The organism is Pectobacterium carotovorum, from assembly GCF_900129615.1.
Lineage (GTDB): Bacteria > Pseudomonadota > Gammaproteobacteria > Enterobacterales > Enterobacteriaceae > Pectobacterium > Pectobacterium carotovorum.
This window is the reverse complement of record NZ_FQWI01000011.1, coordinates 23,756-42,057: the sequence shown is the minus strand read 5'-3', so window position 1 is coordinate 42,057 and position 18,302 is coordinate 23,756. Positions and strand designations below refer to the sequence as shown.

Genomic DNA, 18,302 nt, shown 5'->3' with positions numbered 1-18,302 from the left:
ACAATGGATTTAATGGAATTTATTCGACATTGTTCGAGTTTAAATCCAATAAAAAAAGCCGCTGAAATAGCGGCTTAAAAATATAACTTAATGATTATGGATGTTGATAAGCGAGCTTGTAATTCCCGGCAACCACTGTGCGGAATGTGATGCTATTGCTATTCCAACGAATTTCTACTTCCGCTGGCGTTTGCAATTTCCAGGATGAAGCGTTATCGACATTTAATGCCAGTTTATCGATGGAAGAAACATCGATTGCTGGATCGGTGACATCTAATCCAAAGGCAAATGCGATACGGTCTGGTACATTATTTGTTGCAGCAAAAAGTTGTCCCCACTGTGCCGCTGTTACTGCATTTAAAGCGCCTGGTGTCATGCCACTCTGAATTAATGCGGTTGCACCTGTTGTATCGGCAGAGAGTGCACCAATAGACAACCATGCTGTGCCATCCCATGTGAACCAATCGTTCAGATCGCGTGATACCGCAACGCGAACTTTGCCTGCATTAGTTTGTACAGCTGTTAAGGTTGCTGAATTAATTTTCTCCCAGGCGTTGGCATGCATCAGTTCTTTAGGTAACACGATTTGTGGGAAAGGAATATATGTCGTTTTTACCTTCAGTTTTTCATTTGAAACAATTTTCACCGGAGCGGACAACTCTTTTCCGGAAGTCGGGAGTTTATCCAGGCTGAAAACACCAAATTGATCAATTTTTTCTTTGGTTAATTCACCAGTGATTTCTGATAAGACACCGTTGGTTACCCCGTAATATTTACTGTTTGAGTGAATCACAAATCGACCAATGGGGGAAAATAAATTTAGCTCGGCCAGCGTAGTAAATGGCTGGTTTCCATTTTTGGCCGTGATCAGCAACCGATAGCTTTTATAGGTGACGGTTGTGCCAAGCTTATAACTTCTTTTACTTCCGGGATTATTGTCTGCGCTGTCTGTAACCTCATGCAGGGTATCCCATGTGCCGCCGTTATCATTGCTTCCCTGAAATTTCCAGGATTTAGGGTTGCCTAATTCATTTCTTGAGCGGTTAACCATCTGGTAGCTGAGAACCGATTTTCCTTCTGGAAGGTCGATCCGCAACCAGTGTGGGTTCGCCACAGACGGGAGCCACTGATTATCGGTACTCCAGCAGTCTGGCCATTCTCCGATATTGTCTTTTCCATCGAAAGCCACATAAGGGTGAAAGGCTGCGGTAGAGATCGCAAAATTGGAAGCGCTTGCGACATAACCGGTAGGCGCGGTGTCCGATGTCATGACCGGAATAATAGACGTGCTAGTCTCTGGGACGATCGAAAGAAATTCCCCATCAGCTTTTATTTCAGCGCTGTGGAAACCGCCATCTTGTTGTAACTCGTACGTATCGCCAGTAAAGGGGGTCACCGAACCGTTAAAATTTACCGTGCTCGTACTGTTATAGTTAAGTTTGCTGGCGCTATCAAAGTCATCTACCAGATAGGTTTGATTGCTTGCACCTTTTTCTTCTTTCAGTGCATAAGCGTCATACGCGTAGGATGTCTGAGAGCTAATGTTGAATAAATGATTTTCACCTGCTGCTGCGCCAGCTTTATTAACAACGGTATACCCTCCGTTACCTGAACCACTGCTGACCGTCGCACTAATGACCGTTTTGCCATTAGAGGCATTGTGGCTTAACGTTACGCCATTTCCGGCTTCAAGTGAGTCGGCGATCAGCTGCTTGGTTTTCTGCGTATAGTCGGTGATATCTGAGGTTGTGTGGGTATGCGTTGCTGCTGCTGCACCCATTTGAGCGGGGGTCGGTGAGAAATCTCCGCTACCGAGCAAAGATTGTCCAAAAAGCGTCCGGATATTAGTGCCAGAAATTAATGCAGATTGCTTTGCATTCCATACGGACTTTTCATCAGGTGTGACAAACTTTCTTGTTGCCGTCTCTGTGATCTGATCTGCGGTGTAATCGCCTGCTTGTGCTGTTACGACACCTGTGCGCCCGAATACGGAGGAAACGCCAGAGATGTTTGGATTCTCTTCGCACTGGCTGTTTGTATTGCAACACGTGTGGTGATCAACGTTGATTGGTGGATGAACGGTGCAGGTTGATTTTCCTGTACTGTCACATACATTAATTTCGATATTGAAATTTTTCATAAATTTTATTACCCCGTTGGTTGATTTTCGTGAAAATTATCCTTGATTCAACGGAAGGGATATTTTAAAGCAGTTTACTAAATAGTTTATTGGAGTGTTCAATTTGTGGATGTTTGATGGCATAACGCGAAAGCGCCATGAAAAAATGGCGCTTTAACATCATCGTGAAATAAACAGCATATCGAAAAATAATTTCCCTATTTACAGCCCAGCGAATTCAAACGGCGTAGCGGGTTTAAAGTGCCCGGAAGCCTGACCAGAATAAATGGTGCTTTGGTTTGGTCCTAAATCTAACTTACTGGCGTTATTTCCACGAGGAGAAAAGTCGATCTTATTCAAATCAACCCAAAAAATATTGGGGGATACGGCAGACTCAAAAAAGTATTGTAGCGACTTATGATCAACAACGGTACGCCAGCGCGTTGAGGCGATATTTGGCATGTTCGGTAAGGAATAACCATAAGGGACCGAAACATTACGTATGATACTGAATGCGGTGGCTAAGTCCGCCTTATCTTTTTCTATTTTACTTTTCTCTGCCACCCCTGGAATGAGTTTATTGGGGGCAACATTTTTCACATAGAATGAGGCGCGGACAAAACGATCGGCCGCGCGGTTCGTTCCCGGTAGCATCACATTGCCACCTATCTGATCCCAATAGGCATTCAGCGTCAACTGCTGATCGAACGTCGGAGAATTGGTCATCACCTGATAATCCTTATTATGGTGAATGACCTGCTTGCCATCGATATATTCAATAATTGCACTGTCACCGGATGAATCGGATAAGGAGAGGTGAAGCGTTGCCTTTCTATCCTGATGTGGTAAGTCTTTTGTGACCAGTATAAATTTTCCCTCTTTCAGCGCCTTTACGGCTTCATCGACGGTAGCAAAATTATCCAGTACATATTGTGCCCACGCAGCGACGCTTAAGCCTGGTTTTTGTGCCGTCGGTGCGGTTTTAGGATATTTAGATTCCGCCAGCCAGAGTACGTTGGCCGCCAACCCTTTTTCATTCACGCCATCGGTGGTGGAGGCCATATTTGGGTTACTGTCGAAAGCAGAGGCAATGACACTGCCGTATTTTGATGTCCACTCCAGAGAATGCTGGCCTGCGGCACCAGAACGTTTTAATTCTCGGGGGAAAATCCAGAGGTTGGTCTCGGTATCATCGGCCCAGTCCATTGAACGGGCCGTAATAGGGTAATCAGGATTCTGTAGGTCCTTATAAACGAATCGCGTACAGGCGAGTGAAACCGCTGAGCCTAGCGTTAATGCGGCTAATGACAGTGCGCATACCGTAGACTTAAGGTGCTTATTATTTCTTATCATTTAATTTCTCCATTTTATTCTCAGGGGGAGTTCACTAATATTATCGCTGATTATAGTCAGTGATTTATTTATGGGAGGTGGTGGCTATAAAATAAATAGAATGATGCATTCTGATTAGTTTATTTCTTATTATTCAATGAGAATGTATTTTTTGATGGTTTGTTTATTTTAGGTTTATTTTCAACCAAGCCATGCATTAAAACGAGCATTCCATAAAATGCTTTGAGACGGTTGTCGTCGTACCCACATAACGTAAAAATAGGTCAATATTTCACCCAGCGCTTAACCTAACCGCCAACTGGCGGTAAACTGGTGGAATGATTTTTTTGAGCGATTTTCACTGTGGGCGCTCGCTCACAGGCGTATCGATTCCGTTCCCTCTTTTCAGTGAGCTATCTGGCCTATGACGTACCTCAAATTCTTGGGGATTGGGTTTATTTGTGTGCTGTTGCTGTCTTTTTGGCAAAGCTGGGCGCAGTCAACGCGTAACGGCGAAACGTTTAATGGGCAAAGCTGGTGGTCTGCCAAACGTGATTCTTCCGGCTTGGCGCCGAACCCTGTGCAATTTCGCCAGACTGCTATCGTGCAGGTTTATGCTGCGCCGACATACGGCTGGCGTGGGCTGGTGGCGGTACATCCGTGGATCATTTTCAAGAAAGCAGGGGAAACCCAATATCGCCGCTATGAAGTCGTGAGTTGGGGGAGCGATAACGTCGTCCGTCTTAACCGTTCGGTGGCCGATGCGTATTGGTATGGTGCGAAACCGAAGCTGTTGGTGGAACACCGTGGCGACAACGCGGAAGCGATGATCCCACAGATTGAGGCTGCGATAAAAAGCTACCCGTGGCCGAATACTTACCACGCCTGGCCGGGACCGAACAGCAATACGTTTCTGGCGCACATTGGCCGCGCAGTGCCCGCGCTCAAGCTGGATATGCCCGCTAATGCGATTGGCAAAGATTACCGTCCGATCACGCGCCCAGTGGGGCTGTCGCCATCGGGAAGCGGTGTGCAGATTTCACTGCTGGGCGTGCTGGGTATCACGATGGGCATTGAAGAGGGAATTGAGGCCAACATTCTGGGGCTGAGCATGGGCGTGGATATGAACCCGCCCGCGCTGCGTTTACCCTTTGTTGGCCGCCTCGGCTATGAAAAAACGGGTAGCGAAGAAGGCTAAGGCTCGCGCTTCACTTTTACGTGCCGCATTGCCGCAGATGTGTCAGCAGATTGGCGACTTCGGGTTGCAACGTCGCGCCGGATTTCACGCCCAGCCAGAGCTGGCGTGAAGCCCACTCGTCAGTGAGACTGATGGCGCGTAACCCGGTGCCGAGCACTCCCGGGCGAATCGCGCCCTCCGGCAAGACGCTGATCCCCAGTCCTGCTTCGATCATGCGACAAATGCCGTCAAAGCTGCTGACCTGCACCCGCAGGCGCAGCACTCTCCCCAGCTCATCTGAGGCATCTTTTAACTGCTTCAGCAACGAGCTGCCGTTATTGAGGCCGACATAGTCGTAGCCCAGTGTGTCGTTAAAGCTGATTTCTGGCCTTGCGGAAAGTGGGTGCTGGGGCGGAACGAGTACGACAAGCTTGTCCTGACGATAAGGAATCTTCTCGACCCCCTGCGAGCCGACATTGTCAGCGAAGATGCCGATATCGGCTTCTCCCATCGCGAGCGCCGTCACCACGGTCTTACTGAGCTTTTCCTCCAGGTTAATACGAATGAGCGGTCGTGCCAGAAGGAATGACGCCAAATCCTGCGGAAGAAACTGAATAATCGCCGAGGTGTTCGCCCACATGTGTACGTGGCCGCGCACGCCAACGGCGTAGTCGTTCATTTCACTCGCCATACGCTCCACGTTGCTCAACACATTGCGCGCGTGATTCACCAATTCCTTTCCTGCGGGGGTTAACGTCAGGCCGCGCGGCATTCGAATAAACAGCGCACAGTCCACGGTGCGCTCCAGTTCGGCGATACGCTTGCTCAGGGCTGAAAGCGTAATGTGGAATTTTTCTGCGGCTTTGGTCAGGCTACCCGTTTGGGCAACCTGCAAAAAGATGCGGAGCGACTGGAGGTCAAAGTGCGTCGGGTTAATCATGGCGTATCGAGAGTCCTCAGCAGGGCAGAAAAGCAGGCCAATGACTGGCGTATTGATACCGCGCAGTATGCGGGCACATGTCTTATGTCACGCTGTAATGTAGCACGGCGGATGGTTTTCCTGACAGGAAAGGGTCATTGAGTATTCAGGGATTATCAAAAGACCGCGTTACTCCTAGGATGTGAGAAATATCGTTCAGGATAGGACTTATCAATGTCACTTATCGATCATGTCGATCACCTTGTATTGACCTGCGTTGATTTTGCGGCGACCCGACATTTTTATGTTGATGTGTTGCAAATGCGGGAAGAAACGTTTGCGAATGGGCGCGTTGCTTTTCATTTTGGTCATCAAAAAATCAATGTGCACCTGCGCGGTGCCGAACATGAACCGAAAGCGCATCTGCCCGTTCCGGGATCGCTCGACCTGTGCTTTATTGCGTCGGTGCCGCTGGAGCAGGTTATGGATCATCTGGCACGCTGCCGCTGGCCAATTAGCGAAGGACCAGTGATGCGAACCGGTGCAACGCAGCCAATTCGTTCTCTCTATCTGCGCGATCCCGATCTGAATTTGATCGAAATCGCGGAATATTTACCCTAAAGCCATTGTCTGTCTACCGGCCTGACACGCGGTTCTCCAGATAGTCTTGTGATATATAGGTCATGCATTTTTTATGTTTAGCTTAATGATGTTCAGCGATATCTTGTTGTGTTTGCTTTTGGGGATTGGGCTGGGATTTTGTGGAGGAATGCTGGGGATTGGCGGTGGGCTGATCGCGATTCCGATTCTGGGCGTGCTCTTCGGGATGGATCAACATATGGCACAGGGAACCGCGCTGGTGATGATTACGCCTAACGTGCTGATTGGTTTTCTACGCTATCGCCAGCGTAACCGCATCGATACGCGGGTGGCGCTGACCATGTGTGCTTTCGCGACGGGGTCTGCTTACCTTGCGGCTCACATTGCCTCATCGATTGATGTTCACAATCTCCAGCGCGCCTTTGCCACTTTCCTGCTGGTGTTGGCGGCGTTCTATATGTGGCAGTGGTATAACAAGAAGCGCAGCCAAACGTCGGAAATTGTGCTGTCGACCAAATACCTGCCGCTGCTCGGCGTCGCAAGCGGGTTTATGTCCGGTATTTTTACCGTCGGTGGCGGTCTGGTTGTGGTGCCGGTGTTGGTTACGCTGTTTGCCTTTGCGCAAACGCAGGCGCAGGGCATGGCGTTGATACTCGTTGTTCCGGGCGCACTGGCGGCGCTGCTATCCTACTCGCAGGCGGGTAACGTTGATTGGGGTATTGGTTTACCACTGGCGTTGGGCGGGATCTTTAGTGTTTCCTGGGGCGTGGCTTTAGCACACAAGCTGCCCGTTGTTTACCTGCGTGGGGCGTTTTGTCTGATGCTGATCGGCGTGGGAATCACTATGCTGGTGCTGAAATAACTGACTGATACGTCCTACTTATCGCTTTTAATTCCTACCTATTCAGCCTAAAGTTTTCAGCGCTTTCTCCGTTGATAGGTAGGAAGTGATGCGGTTAGCGTGAATGATTTCTCCGTTTCCTGACCGCTGCTGGAACGGCCCGAGTGAAGCAGGGTCGCATCCTCTCTGAAGCCCAATCTGAATAAGGCGTGATGTATGAGTCTCGTGAGCTATCTAGGAAAGCAAACTCTCGGTGTACTGGCGGGTTATAAGCAGGATGGCGTGGTCATCCATATTTGTGGCGTCTACCCCAATGCGGATAACAGTCTGCGCGTTTTTTTCCCACACGGGCATGAGTTTACCGTTGGCGATCTGGCAACTATTCACCTTGATAACCGCTCCGGGGTTGATGAATTTGATGCCAATATTCAGGTCTATCGTACTTCTTACAAAGGGCGTGTGGTCGCCAGCGATGGCGATTGGGTCGTGCTGGAACCGCGAGAGTGCCAGCTCCTGCACGGTTTCACGCCTGTGCTGGATATCCGCGAACCGGGCTATCAGTTTCCGCAAGATAACCGTCCGTCAAAGCCTGTGCCGCTGACGCCGATGGTTGATTTTCCATCGACGGAAAAGCAGGATTTCTCCAATAAGGTCGGTGTACTGATTACTATGGCTGCCGAACAGCCGCATACTACGGTGCTGGCATTCCTGTCGTCCGTGGATAACGATATCTTCCTGATTACGTTCCCTGAAACCTTTAAATCTCAGCTGCTCAAACGTAATCCGCACTGCTTTTTTGCGATGGATGAACGCAGCCATTATACCTTCGAGCGAGCCATTGAGTGGAACTACACGATTATTGAAGGGGAAGCGTTTATTATCGCGCGTGATAATCCGCTCTATGAAAAAGTACGCCATGAATTCGTCACTAAAAACCCGTGGGAAATCGCCTTTTTCACGCGTCCTGACGTCGAGGTTTACCATATTAAAAGTAAACAGCTCGTGTGCCCCGGTAATACCCAAGCGCTTAGCTAAGCTATAAAGAAAACAGACGGGATAGCGCTGTGTTATCTCGTTTTATATTAATCAATCGTGGCTTACAGTGGCAGGTCGATCACCATACGGCCTGTGATTTTCCCGTCTTTCATTTCAGCGAAAATGGCGTTGATGTGTTTCAGAGGACGGCGCGTCCATGCGGCCGTGTTGCGGGGATAAGAGGGGCGGGCTACAGGGTTTTTTCTTTCGGTTCCAGAGCCCATTCAACCTTGCCTTTACCTGTGCTTTTGGCCTGGTACAGGGCGACATCCACGCGTTTCATAAAGTGTTCAGTGGGTTCCTGAGGCTGTTTTTGGCCGGCACCAATACTGACAGAAAGATGATGCATATTTTTAATGATGATTTTGTTCGCATTTTTTAGTACTTCTCTTGCCAGCTTCTCTGCCCGAGCCTGTGTCCCGGCATACAGAATAATCGCGAATTCTTCGCCACCGATTCGGGTTGCGACGACTTCACTATTATCGAAACGGGAAAGAATATGGCCAAATTTACTTAATATTTCATCGCCTTTCGTATGACCATATTTGTCATTGATGACTTTGAAATTATCGATGTCAATAATAAATAAATAGGGTGTTTTCGCTTCGAGTTTTTTTAATTCGTTAATAAAAAACCGACGATTAGGAAGCTGGGTGAGTTCATCGCTAAATGACTGTATTCTGGCTTCAACATACTTATTGTTGATTTGCTGTATCAGGTTATAAACACCAAATCCGACGCCAAACATACCAATAATTCTCAGTAAATCCTCAACGTAATATCCAATAAATTTAGTCTGATAAACAAACTCATCCATAAAATCAAACGTGGCGGAGCATATCCATACGTGTAGCCCGAGGCGAATGGATAAAGCCGAAGTATGGTTAAGTGATATTTTACTGGTACACGATAGGATAAAAAAAAGAAAAACCAGTGCGATCGCATCGGTATAAAACCCAGGATTGTTGTGCAACTGCTCCTGAAAATCTCGATGCTTTAAGAACAGAAGATTAAATATAACGATCAGCGTTGACGATAATAGGGCGAGCCTTACCGGGTAAGACGCTTTCTTGTTTTTATCAATGAAATCATGATCATATTGTTTAAAAGGCATCGCTCACCTCCTCTTGTATCACCTTTTAATCCTATCATGAAATAGATTGAATAGATTCAGTATTATGTTAACCGCAGGTGTACTCCAGAGGATGGTGTAGGGCGGACTGATTCTGCAAAAGCAGACGCCTGATTGCTCAGGCGTCTTTACCGATTAAAAATCGGCTTTCAGTACCACGCGGTAGCGGGCTTTGCCGTCACGTACGTGCTGGATGGCATCATTGATTTTCGACATCGGGAACAGTTCCGTCTGCGGCTTCACGTTAGCACGAGCGGCGAGCTTCATCAGAGAACGCAGCTCATGCGGTGAGCCGGTAGAAGAACCGGAAACGCTGCGGTCACCCGCGATAAGCGTGAAAGCTGGAACGCTGAATGGCTTCATCACCGCGCCGACGGTATGGAACTTCCCGTTATAGGCGAGCGCGTTGAAGTAGGGTTGCCATTCCAGATCGACGCTCACGGTGTTGATGATCAGATCGAACTGGCCTGCCAGTGCGGTCAGCGCCTGCGGATCGCGGCTGTTGACGACCTTATCGGCACCCATCGCCAGCACTTCCTGTTCTTTGGCCGGGTTCGAACTGAACGCTGTGACTTCACAGCCCATCGCGTGCAGGAGCTTAATCGCGATATGTCCCAGACCACCGATACCGATCACGCCGACGCGGCTGGTTGCGGTGACATGGTGCATTAACAGTGGTTTGAACACGGTGATGCCGCCGCACAGTAACGGACCCGCAGATTCGATATCAATGGAGTCAGGAAGCGGGATAGCCCACTGCCAGTTCGCGCGAATCTTATCGGCAAAACCACCTTTATTCAGGATGGTCGGCACGCTGCCTTGCTGACAGTTAGTTTGACTGCCGCTGATACAGGCATCGCAGTGCCCACAGCTGCGAGCCGTCCAGCCAATGCCGACGCGCTGACCAATCTTTAATCCTTTGCTTTTCGCCGCGTCACCCAGTGCGTGTACACGGCCAATCACTTCATGCCCTGCAACCAGCGGATAGCTCGACATACCCCATTCGTTATCGATCATTGAGAGATCGGAATGGCACACGCCGCAGTAATCAACCACGACTTCGACGTCTTCCGCTTGCAGTTCACCCGCATCAAACTCATACAACTCCAGCGCTGCGCCTGCTTCCGGTGCGGCATAACTCTTTATCATCGTCATCACAATTTCCTCAGTATGGGTTTGATTAACCAGTCTAAAGGGTTATGGCGTTTTTCTCTATGTCACAACGTGCCTGTGGTTTTTCATTTTGTGTCGGGTGGGGGTCGCGTGGCGATGGCTTGCTTTACTGGCGTCACTTACTTATCCTGCAAAGCGTAGTACATGACTCGGGGTGCCCTTCTTTGTGAAGGCTGAGAAATACCCGTACCACCTGATCTGGATAATGCCAGCGTAGGGAAGTCACGGTATGCCCACCGGTAGCCGCCTTCTTCCACGCCGGTTGGGAGACCTATGAACATGCGGCCCGCCGACTTTTCTGCCGCTCAGGCAGCAACATCACTAACCCAATTCCGTTCTGCCTCGCCGCTGGTGCACTGTTTGACCAACGATGTGGTGCAATCTTTTACCGCTAATGTGCTGCTGGCGCTGAATGCGTCACCGGCAATGGTGGTCGATCCTGAAGAAGCTGCGCAGTTTAGCGCGCTGGCCGATGCGCTGCTGATTAATGTCGGGACGCTGGAACGTACGCGCGCTGAGGCGATGCGGGCGGCGATAAACAGCGCACATCAGGCGGGTACGCCGTGGGTACTCGACCCGGTTGCCGTAGGCGGTTTGACCTTTCGTACTGAATTCTGTCGTGAATTGTTGGCAGGGAAACCCGCGGCGATTCGCGGCAATGCATCTGAAATCATGGCGCTGGCGGGCTTAGCCGCACAGGGGAGGGGAGTCGATAGCGCCGATGATTCGCTGGCGGCGCTCCCTGCCGCCCGCGAGCTGGCTCGGCAAGTGGGGACGATTGTTGCGGTGACCGGCGTGGTGGATTATGTCACGGACGGTGAGCGAGATATCGCGGTAACCGGCGGCGATAGCATGATGACGCGTGTGGTTGGCACGGGCTGTGCGCTGTCGGCGGTCGTGGCGGGTTTCTGTTCTTTGGAAGGTGACCGCTTATTGCACGTAGCGGCGGCGTGCTATGTCATGGCGTTAGCGGGGCAGCAGGCAGCTTTGACGTCGCAAGGAACGGGAAGCTTTATACCTAACTTTCTCGATCGGCTTTATACCCTGCGCGCGGAGGATCTGGCATGAAGCGTATCAATGCGTTGACGATTGCGGGCACCGATCCGAGCGGCGGTGCGGGGATTCAGGCGGATTTAAAAGCGTTTTCTGCGCTGGGCGCTTACGGCACGTCGGTCATTACCGCGCTAGTGGCGCAAAATACGCGCGGCGTGCAGTCCGTCTACCGGATTGAACCGGATTTTGTCGCGGCGCAACTGGATTCCGTACTGAGCGATGTGCGTATCGACAGCGCCAAGATTGGCATGCTGGCGCAGACCGATATTGTCGAAGCCGTTGCCGAGCGCCTGCGCCATTACGCGGTGCCTTTCGTGGTGCTGGACACCGTGATGCTGGCGAAAAGTGGCGATCCGCTCCTTGCGCCGGAGGCGGTGGAGTCGATATGTCGTGAGCTGCTGCCGCTGGTGTCCCTGATTACGCCGAACCTGCCGGAGGCCGCCGCGCTGCTGAATACGTCACCCGCCACCAACGAGCGGGAAATGCGTGAACAGGGGGAAGCGCTGCTGGCGATGGGTTGTCAGGCGGTGCTGATGAAAGGCGGTCACTTGAGTGAAGCGGAAAGCCCGGACTGGTTGTTCAGCCGGCAGGCCGAGCCACAGCGTTTTAGCTCTCCGCGCGTGAATACTCGTCATACACACGGCACCGGCTGCACGCTGTCTGCCGCGCTGGCGGCGCTGCGACCGCGTCATGATAGCTGGGGCGAAACGGTTAAGGCCGCGAAAGACTACTTGCAACAGGCGTTACAGCAGGCCGACACGTTGGAGGTTGGGCACGGCATCGGCCCTGTTCATCATTTCCACCGCTGGTGGTAAAACGCACATGCAGCCTGAAGTCTGACGGGCATAAGTAAATTGACTTGTACTTTGCGTGACATATTTGCCAGTAATTTCAAACTAAATTAAGCGTATTTTGGCGTGACAGTGCGGGGGCATCCGGTTACTTTGCTGTGAATTCTTGGCGTTAATGTGAAATAGGATGTGGAGATAACATATGGCAGGTTCTGCTCGTAGTGCGATGGCTGCCAAGGCGCTTCAGACGATACTCAATATCGGCCTGCTGGTGCTGGCGACCATTCTGGTGATTTTTTTGGTCAAGGAAACGTTTCATCTGGCGAAAGTGCTGCTGATCTCCAACGAGAAAGATTCCTCCTATCAGTTGATAGAAGGCATTGTGATCTATTTCCTTTATTTTGAGTTCATTGCGCTGATCGTGAAGTATTTCCAGTCCGGCTATCACTTCCCGCTGCGCTATTTTATCTACATCGGCATTACGGCCATCATTCGCCTGATTATTGTCGATCACAAAAGCCCATCGGATACGCTGATTTATTCCGCGGCGATTCTGCTGCTGGTGGTAACGCTGTATCTGGCAAACAGTAATCGCCTGAAGCGGGAATAGTTGAAACAGGAATAATCGAAACGCGCCGCTATTCCAGCAGCGAGCACTGGGGCGGCAGCCGACAGTGAATTGCAGCGGGAAGCACCTCGATATGGAAACGTTTGGCGGTGAGCGGTTCGCCGTCCAGATTAAACGTCATATCGTCCGGGGCGGTAATCTCCAGCCAGGGCAGGGTAGCGGAAATCATGTTCTGGTTTTCGCTGCCGGTAAACCAGGCTTGAAGCATATTCGGCAGCAGCTCGGTTGCCGACAGCACGCTCAGTTCCAGCAGCCCATCGTTGATTAGCGCTTCCGGGCAAAGCTGCTGCCCGCCGCCAGCCTGACGACCATTGCCTACCGCGATAACCAGCGTATCCCCCGACCAGTGAAAATCCGGTCCACGAATCTCACAGCGCTCGGCTTGCAGCATGTCCATGCGAAAGAGCGCGTGCAGCACGTATGAGGCGCTTCCCAGCGCGGCCTTCATTTTGGCCGGTGTCTCGGTAGTAATGCGCGTAGCAAATCCGCCCGTCGCCATGTTGATAAAGTAATGACTGTCGTTCACCTTGGCGATATCAATGGCGGTGGCGCGGCCTTTGATCGCCAACGTCAACGCGTTGTGCATCTCCATCGGAATCTGACAGCTGGTGGCAAAATCGTTGGCTGTACCCAGCGGCACAATCCCCAGACATGGACGAACCGCTTCCGGCTGTACTGCTAATGCGGCGGCGACTTCATTGACGGTACCGTCGCCACCGGCGGCGATCACGTTATCCGCGTTGAGCTGAATCGCCTCTTCCACATAGCGTTTGGCATCACCGTATTCCCAGGTCACGCGGACATGCAGCGTATAGCCGTCCTTGCGTAGCTCATCAATGGCCTCGCGAAGTTCTTCATTACCCGCGCTTTTCCCATTCAGAATCAGCAGCGTCACCGGATTTTTTTCCATGGCCTATTTCTCCTCAGCAGGATAGTGGAATTAATAATAGACACTAAATCGGTAGGTAGAAATCAGAAGAGTCGGTGAATGTTTGCGGTAGGGAAATGGTGGGGCGTGATAAAAAGAAAAGCCAGCTCAAGGGAGATTGAGCTGGCCAAGGAGGTGGTTCCTAGTAGTATCACTACGCTTATTTTTCGTTCTATGTTTTCTCAGCGGTGCAATACTAACCACAAGACCAGCTAATTGATGTGATCTGTTTCTAATATTCGTTAAAAAACCCTGAGCTTTGTAACGATACCCTCGGGCGGCTGACGTACTGATTCGCGGTTGGGGAAGGTCGATAAGGGGGGAGCATACTGCAAGGAAGGATTGCCTTGTGGGAGGCATTGCCGGATGTACGTGACATCCGGCGACATTACCGGTTTATTCCACGTTAGGATTGCGCGTGGTGGTGCCCGGCAGATTGCGCAGCAGTAGCGCGTAATCCAGCGAGACATCGTCCGGCACGGGCAGATAGACGATATGGCCGTTACCCGGTGCCACATCGGTCGGCTGCCCTTTGGTATTCTGCATAGATTCGATGGTGAATTGAATATTGCCGTTTGGCGTCATCATCTCCACGCTGTCGCCGCAGGAAAATTTGTTCTTCACCTCGACTTCCGCCAGCCCATCGCGGCGCACGCCGGTGAATTCACCGACAAACTGCTGACGATCGGAAACGGAGTATCCGTATTCGTAGTTCTGGTAATCTTCATGCACGTGGCGGCGCAGGAAGCCTTCGGTGTAGCCACGGTGCGCCAGGCCTTCCAGCGTTTCCAGCAGCGTCGGATCGAACGGTTTCCCCGCGACGGCATCGTCAATGGCGCGGCGATACACCTGTGCGGTACGGGCGCAATAATAGAATGACTTGGTGCGACCTTCGATTTTCAGCGAATGAACCTGCATTTGCGTCAGGCGCTCAACGTGCTGAATGGCACGCAGATCGCGGGAGTTCATGATGTAGGTGCCGTGCTCGTCTTCAAATGCGCTCATGTACTCGCCGGGGCGCAGGTTTTCTTCCAGCATAAAGACTTTGTCGGTCGGTTCGCCGATGCCCAGCGCAGGCTCAACGTTTTTCACCGCAATAGGTTCGTGCTGATGAACGATATTCCCGATGTCATCCTCTTTGCCTTCCTGAACCTTATATTCCCAGCGGCAGGCGTTAGTACAGGTGCCCTGATTCGGGTCGCGTTTATTGATGTAACCGGAAAGCAGGCAGCGACCAGAGTAAGCCATGCACAGTGCGCCGTGAACGAAGATCTCCAGTTCCATATCTGGGACGTTCTGGCGAATTTCTGCAATCTCTTCCAGCGACAGTTCGCGGGACAGAATCACACGGGTCAGCCCCATCTGCTGCCAGAATTTCACCGTCGCCCAGTTGACCGCGTTGGCCTGAACGGAAAGGTGAACATCCATCTGCGGGAAGTTTTCGCGCACCAGCATAATCAGGCCCGGATCGGACATGATCAGCGCATCCGGCCCCATTTCGATCACGGGTTGCAGATCGCGCAGGAAGGTTTTCAGTTTGGCATTGTGCGGCGCGATGTTAACGACCACATAAAATTTCTTGCCCAGCTCATGCGCTTCGTTAATGGCTTGCGCCAGCGTCTGATGGTTGAATTCGTTATTGCGCACGCGCAGGCTGTAGCGGGGTTGACCGGCATAAATCGCGTCCGCGCCATAGGCAAAGGCGTAGCGCATATTTTTCAGCGTACCGGCCGGAGAAAGCAGTTCCGGTTTAAACATGGTATCTCTCGATTCTGATCACAAGTCAGGCTGCTCCACGGCGGGAGCAGTAAAGGCGGAGGATTCTAGCGCTAATAGGGGTAAATTGCAGTAGACGACACACGAAATGTGGGGCCTTTGTTTGACGTAAATCAATCGTTTGACGTAAATCAATTTTTTTGACCTAAATAAAGAATGGCCTGCCATTAATATAGCAGGCCAGATAACGCAGGATTAACGCGTCGCGATACGGGATTTTCCAATCGTTTCGCGGTTGTGGAGCTGATATAAATCGACCTGTGGGCCAACTGGCACAATCTGCGTCGGGTTCAGCCAGGCAATACCGTAATAGCCCGCTTTGATGTGCTCGATATTGACCGTCTCCGCGACGCCCGGCCACTGGTACAGTTCACGCAGGTAGTTCGACAGGTTCGGGTAGTCGGCAATGCGCTTCAGATTACATTTGAACGCGCCGTGGTAGGCCACGTCAAAACGCACCAGCGTCACAAACAGACGCCAGTCGGCCTCGGTCAGCGTGTCGCCGATGATATAACGATGGCGACCCAGATGATCGTCCAGTTCGTTCAGCGTGGCGAAGAGCGTGGTGACAGCATCGTTATAGTGTTCCTGCGTTTTGGCGAACCCGGTCTTATACACGCCGTTGTTGACGTTGTGGTACACGGTTTCGTTCCAGCGGTCGATCTCGCTGCGCAGCTCTGACGGGTAGAAATCAAGGTGATTGCCGGTCAGGTCGTTAAATTCGCTGTTCAACATGCGGATGATATCCGCCGATTCGTTATTCACGATGCGGCCTTCTACCCGATCCCACAGCACAGGGACTGATACCTTTCCGGTGTAGTCGGGCACGCTGGCGGTGTACAGCTGGTGCAGGTAGTTTATCTCACCCACATGCTCGCCGGCATCCTGTGGCGTGGCAAATTCCCAGCCGTTATCGGCGATACGCGGGTTGGCAACGGAGAGGGAAATGATGTTCTCCAGCCCTTTCAGCTTGCGGAAAATCAGCGTGCGCGATGCCCACGGGCAGAGGTAGGAGACAAAAAGCTGGTAACGACCTGCCTCTGGCACCAGCTCGGTTTGCCGAAATTTGGTTTCTTCGCGGTGGAACGCCCCGTTTTTGATCTCTTCCGCTGCGACATCGCCGTTAACCCATTTGCCATTCACTAAGCCTGACATACACTTTTCCCCTTATCTGTACTGTTGCAGGTTACCCCTGTCCCGCACTGTGTGCGAGGTGATACCCGTTATTATTGTAGGCTTAAAAGAGTAGCAGCCTTGGGAAAAGAGAAAATGACAAAATTTTCATTAAGTCAGACAGTATTTTTGACCAGCATGGGAAGGGGATGGGGAGCTAGAGCCTAATACCAGTCACTTAAGCATGGATTTACTCGCACAGTCCCTGTGCTCGCCCTGACGGGCTGCCACAAGCGGCATTTAAAATGCGTTTGCATTTTATAGGGGAAACACGGTGAGGAGGTTCCCGCAGGGATGCCTCACACCGTGGTCGCCCCGGTATCTCGATCCTTAAACGATCAACATTAGGCTAACGCTTAGCCGCCAGCAGACCGTATAGCGCAGAGTCGGACACCTCGCCGTCTACGATCCACCGCTGCTTTAACAGCCCTTCCTGCGTGAATCCCAGTCGTTCCAGCGAGCGGGCTGAGGCCATATTGCGGGGATCGATTTCGGCTTCCAGTCGGCTGAGTCCCGCCGTTTCAAAGGCAAAATCCCGCAGCGCAGAGAGCGCCTCCGCCATATAGCCTTTGCCTTGCGCACTCGCCGCCAGACAGTAGCCGATCTCGGCGCGTTTAGACTCAATCTCAAGGTTGAACAGCACGCAGGTGCCGATCAGTTCGCCGCTCTCTTTGACTTCCAGACCCAGCTTCATGTGCTGCCCGGCGCACAGCGCGCTCCAGTGTTCGTCAATCGCGTCGTGCGCCTGCTCGATGTGCTGCCAGGGCGGATGATTCCAGAAGCGCATCACAACCGGGTCGGACATAAAGGCGAACAGCGCAGGCGCATCATCACGATAGAGCGGACGCAGCAGCAGGCGAGGTGTCTCGATTCGGGTGGTTTCGGAAAATAGCGCAGTCATTAGCGTGAAAGCCTCTTCTTCGTGTGGAAGGATTCATGTGGAACGGAAGACGATTACTCTGACAGATGGACAGCTTGCAGCGCCGCAATATCGCCAGCCGCGATGATTTCCAGATGACGCGTGATTTTTTCTATCGGCCAGTCCCACCAGCACAGTGTTTCCAGTGTATCGATGATGTCCGGCGCAAAACGGGATTTAAGGATTTTGGCCGGATTGCCGCCAACGACCGTATAAGCGGGCACATCGGCGGTGACCACGGCGCGTGACGCAATGATGGCGCCATTTCCAATGCGGATGCCGGGCATGATCAGCGCGTCATAGCCAATCCAGACATCATTGCCGATGAGGGTATCACCTTTGTAAGGCAGATCGCCGGGCTTGGGCGTCACTTTCTCCCAGCCGTTGCCAAAAATCTGAAACGGGTAGGTAGACAGGCCGGAAAGCCGATGATTGGCCCCGTTCATGATAAATTTTGCGCCACGCGCGATAGCGCAAAATTTACCGATGATTAATTTATCGCCGAGAAACGGATAGTGGTAGAGCACATTTTGCTCGAAATTTTCCGCGCCATCGGGATCGTCATAATAGGTGTAGTCGCCAATTTCAATATTCGGGTTGGTGACAACATTCTTGATGAAACACACTTGGGGGAAACCGGCCATGGGGTAGCGGTTATCAGGGTCTGGTCCGTTCAACATGGTCTCCATAACATCATAAGGCGGTG

Annotated in this window: 17 protein-coding genes, 1 pseudogene and 1 riboswitch; of the genes and pseudogenes, 7 read left to right on the top strand and 11 right to left on the bottom strand. The window is 51.5% G+C overall.

Annotated features, from left to right (window positions below; translation table 11 throughout):
* Window positions 1-94: 94 nt before the first annotated feature.
* Window positions 95-2,140, bottom strand: a complete 2,046-nt coding sequence (locus tag BUB06_RS18705) for a discoidin domain-containing protein (RefSeq protein WP_236689875.1) — start codon at window positions 2,138-2,140, stop codon at window positions 95-97.
* Between the two features lie 201 nt (window positions 2,141-2,341).
* Window positions 2,342-3,472, bottom strand: a complete 1,131-nt coding sequence (locus BUB06_RS18700; protein WP_039475032.1) for a linear amide C-N hydrolase — start codon at window positions 3,470-3,472, stop codon at window positions 2,342-2,344.
* A 403-nt stretch (window positions 3,473-3,875) separates the two neighbouring features.
* Here BUB06_RS18700 and BUB06_RS18695 point away from each other — a divergent pair, with 403 nt between their 5' ends.
* Window positions 3,876-4,649 (top strand): DUF3750 domain-containing protein, encoded by a 774-nt coding sequence (locus BUB06_RS18695; protein WP_039475031.1) that lies wholly within the window; start codon window positions 3,876-3,878, stop codon window positions 4,647-4,649.
* A 16-nt stretch (window positions 4,650-4,665) separates the two neighbouring features.
* Here BUB06_RS18695 and BUB06_RS18690 read toward each other — a convergent pair whose 3' ends face one another.
* A complete protein-coding gene (locus BUB06_RS18690) occupies window positions 4,666-5,568 on the bottom strand; it encodes a LysR family transcriptional regulator (RefSeq protein ID WP_039475027.1) in 903 nt (300 codons plus the stop codon).
* Window positions 5,569-5,781: 213 nt separating this feature from the next.
* Between BUB06_RS18690 and BUB06_RS18685 the strand changes: the two genes are divergently transcribed.
* The 3 genes from BUB06_RS18685 (at window position 5,782) to BUB06_RS18675 (ending at window position 8,023) form a co-directional block, all read left to right on the top strand.
* On the top strand, window positions 5,782-6,168 hold the full coding sequence (locus tag BUB06_RS18685) for a VOC family protein (protein WP_010305519.1): 387 nt from the start codon (window positions 5,782-5,784) through the stop codon (window positions 6,166-6,168).
* A 73-nt stretch (window positions 6,169-6,241) separates the two neighbouring features.
* Window positions 6,242-7,009 carry a sulfite exporter TauE/SafE family protein gene (locus BUB06_RS18680; protein WP_029368761.1) on the top strand — a complete coding sequence of 256 codons (768 nt, stop codon included), beginning with the start codon at window positions 6,242-6,244 and terminating at the stop codon, window positions 7,007-7,009.
* A 195-nt stretch (window positions 7,010-7,204) separates the two neighbouring features.
* Window positions 7,205-8,023: a hypothetical protein gene (locus BUB06_RS18675; protein WP_039475023.1), complete on the top strand. Its 819-nt coding sequence runs from the start codon at window positions 7,205-7,207 to the stop codon at window positions 8,021-8,023.
* Window positions 8,024-8,085: 62 nt separating this feature from the next.
* Here BUB06_RS18675 and BUB06_RS22305 read toward each other — a convergent pair.
* The 3 genes and pseudogenes from BUB06_RS22305 to ahr form a co-directional block, all read right to left on the bottom strand.
* Window positions 8,086-8,178 (bottom strand): annotated as a pseudogene (locus BUB06_RS22305) (zinc-binding dehydrogenase); the annotation flags it as partial.
* Between the two features lie 35 nt (window positions 8,179-8,213).
* A complete protein-coding gene (locus BUB06_RS18670) occupies window positions 8,214-9,137 on the bottom strand; it encodes a GGDEF domain-containing protein (protein ID WP_039475020.1) in 924 nt (307 codons plus the stop codon).
* Window positions 9,138-9,290: 153 nt separating this feature from the next.
* On the bottom strand, window positions 9,291-10,310 hold the full coding sequence (gene ahr / locus BUB06_RS18665) for an NADPH-dependent aldehyde reductase Ahr (protein ID WP_039475016.1): 1,020 nt from the start codon (window positions 10,308-10,310) through the stop codon (window positions 9,291-9,293).
* Window positions 10,311-10,468: 158 nt separating this feature from the next.
* A riboswitch (TPP riboswitch) is annotated at window positions 10,469-10,565 on the top strand.
* Window positions 10,566-10,601: 36 nt separating this feature from the next.
* On the opposite strand from ahr, the gene thiM reads away from it, so the two are divergent.
* The 3 genes from thiM (at window position 10,602) to psiE (ending at window position 12,782) form a co-directional block, all read left to right on the top strand.
* A complete protein-coding gene (gene thiM, locus BUB06_RS18660; RefSeq protein WP_039475013.1) occupies window positions 10,602-11,396 on the top strand; it encodes a hydroxyethylthiazole kinase in 795 nt (264 codons plus the stop codon).
* A complete protein-coding gene (thiD, locus tag BUB06_RS18655) occupies window positions 11,393-12,196 on the top strand; it encodes a bifunctional hydroxymethylpyrimidine kinase/phosphomethylpyrimidine kinase (RefSeq protein ID WP_039475010.1) in 804 nt (267 codons plus the stop codon). The genes thiM and thiD overlap by 4 nt, the downstream gene beginning before the upstream one ends.
* A 178-nt stretch (window positions 12,197-12,374) precedes the next feature.
* Complete coding sequence (psiE, locus tag BUB06_RS18650) at window positions 12,375-12,782, top strand: phosphate-starvation-inducible protein PsiE (protein ID WP_010305490.1); 408 nt, start codon at window positions 12,375-12,377, stop codon at window positions 12,780-12,782.
* 28 nt (window positions 12,783-12,810) lie between these two features.
* Here the strand turns inward: psiE and yegS are convergent, their stop codons facing one another.
* The 5 genes from yegS to BUB06_RS18625 all read right to left on the bottom strand — a co-directional run bounded on the left by yegS (window position 12,811) and on the right by BUB06_RS18625 (window position 18,276).
* Window positions 12,811-13,710, bottom strand: a complete 900-nt coding sequence (gene yegS / locus BUB06_RS18645; RefSeq protein ID WP_010305487.1) for a lipid kinase YegS — start codon at window positions 13,708-13,710, stop codon at window positions 12,811-12,813.
* 414 nt (window positions 13,711-14,124) lie between these two features.
* A complete protein-coding gene (gene trhP / locus BUB06_RS18640) occupies window positions 14,125-15,486 on the bottom strand; it encodes a prephenate-dependent tRNA uridine(34) hydroxylase TrhP (protein WP_039475007.1) in 1,362 nt (453 codons plus the stop codon).
* Between the two features lie 213 nt (window positions 15,487-15,699).
* Window positions 15,700-16,659 carry a glutathione S-transferase family protein gene (locus BUB06_RS18635; protein ID WP_039475004.1) on the bottom strand — a complete coding sequence of 320 codons (960 nt, stop codon included), beginning with the start codon at window positions 16,657-16,659 and terminating at the stop codon, window positions 15,700-15,702.
* Window positions 16,660-17,026: 367 nt separating this feature from the next.
* Entirely contained in the window at window positions 17,027-17,578 is a 552-nt protein-coding gene (locus BUB06_RS18630; protein ID WP_039475001.1) for a GNAT family N-acetyltransferase, read from the bottom strand.
* Between the two features lie 53 nt (window positions 17,579-17,631).
* Window positions 17,632-18,276, bottom strand: coding sequence for a Vat family streptogramin A O-acetyltransferase (locus BUB06_RS18625; protein WP_072013035.1), 645 nt, complete (start codon window positions 18,274-18,276; stop codon window positions 17,632-17,634).
* Between the last annotated feature and the right edge of the window lie 26 nt (window positions 18,277-18,302).

What these genes read in the sequence shown, in the direction of transcription:
- BUB06_RS18670 (WP_039475020.1), bottom strand. Translation starts at nt 9,137, where the DNA reads ATGCCTTTTAAACAATATGATCATGATTTCATTGATAAAAACAAGAAA.
- trhP (WP_039475007.1), bottom strand. Translation starts at nt 15,486, where the DNA reads ATGTTTAAACCGGAACTGCTTTCTCCGGCCGGTACGCTGAAAAATATG.
- thiD (WP_039475010.1), top strand. Translation starts at nt 11,393, where the DNA reads ATGAAGCGTATCAATGCGTTGACGATTGCGGGCACCGATCCGAGCGGC.
- psiE (WP_010305490.1), top strand. Translation starts at nt 12,375, where the DNA reads ATGGCAGGTTCTGCTCGTAGTGCGATGGCTGCCAAGGCGCTTCAGACG.
- BUB06_RS18630 (WP_039475001.1), bottom strand. Translation starts at nt 17,578, where the DNA reads ATGACTGCGCTATTTTCCGAAACCACCCGAATCGAGACACCTCGCCTG.
- BUB06_RS18625 (WP_072013035.1), bottom strand. Translation starts at nt 18,276, where the DNA reads ATGTTGAACGGACCAGACCCTGATAACCGCTACCCCATGGCCGGTTTC.
- ahr (WP_039475016.1), bottom strand. Translation starts at nt 10,310, where the DNA reads ATGACGATGATAAAGAGTTATGCCGCACCGGAAGCAGGCGCAGCGCTG.
- BUB06_RS18690 (WP_039475027.1), bottom strand. Translation starts at nt 5,568, where the DNA reads ATGATTAACCCGACGCACTTTGACCTCCAGTCGCTCCGCATCTTTTTG.
- BUB06_RS18700 (WP_039475032.1), bottom strand. Translation starts at nt 3,472, where the DNA reads ATGATAAGAAATAATAAGCACCTTAAGTCTACGGTATGCGCACTGTCA.
- BUB06_RS18695 (WP_039475031.1), top strand. Translation starts at nt 3,876, where the DNA reads ATGACGTACCTCAAATTCTTGGGGATTGGGTTTATTTGTGTGCTGTTG.
- BUB06_RS18685 (WP_010305519.1), top strand. Translation starts at nt 5,782, where the DNA reads ATGTCACTTATCGATCATGTCGATCACCTTGTATTGACCTGCGTTGAT.
- BUB06_RS18675 (WP_039475023.1), top strand. Translation starts at nt 7,205, where the DNA reads ATGAGTCTCGTGAGCTATCTAGGAAAGCAAACTCTCGGTGTACTGGCG.
- BUB06_RS18635 (WP_039475004.1), bottom strand. Translation starts at nt 16,659, where the DNA reads ATGTCAGGCTTAGTGAATGGCAAATGGGTTAACGGCGATGTCGCAGCG.
- BUB06_RS18680 (WP_029368761.1), top strand. Translation starts at nt 6,242, where the DNA reads ATGTTTAGCTTAATGATGTTCAGCGATATCTTGTTGTGTTTGCTTTTG.
- thiM (WP_039475013.1), top strand. Translation starts at nt 10,602, where the DNA reads ATGAACATGCGGCCCGCCGACTTTTCTGCCGCTCAGGCAGCAACATCA.
- yegS (WP_010305487.1), bottom strand. Translation starts at nt 13,710, where the DNA reads ATGGAAAAAAATCCGGTGACGCTGCTGATTCTGAATGGGAAAAGCGCG.
- BUB06_RS18705 (WP_236689875.1), bottom strand. Translation starts at nt 2,140, where the DNA reads ATGAAAAATTTCAATATCGAAATTAATGTATGTGACAGTACAGGAAAA.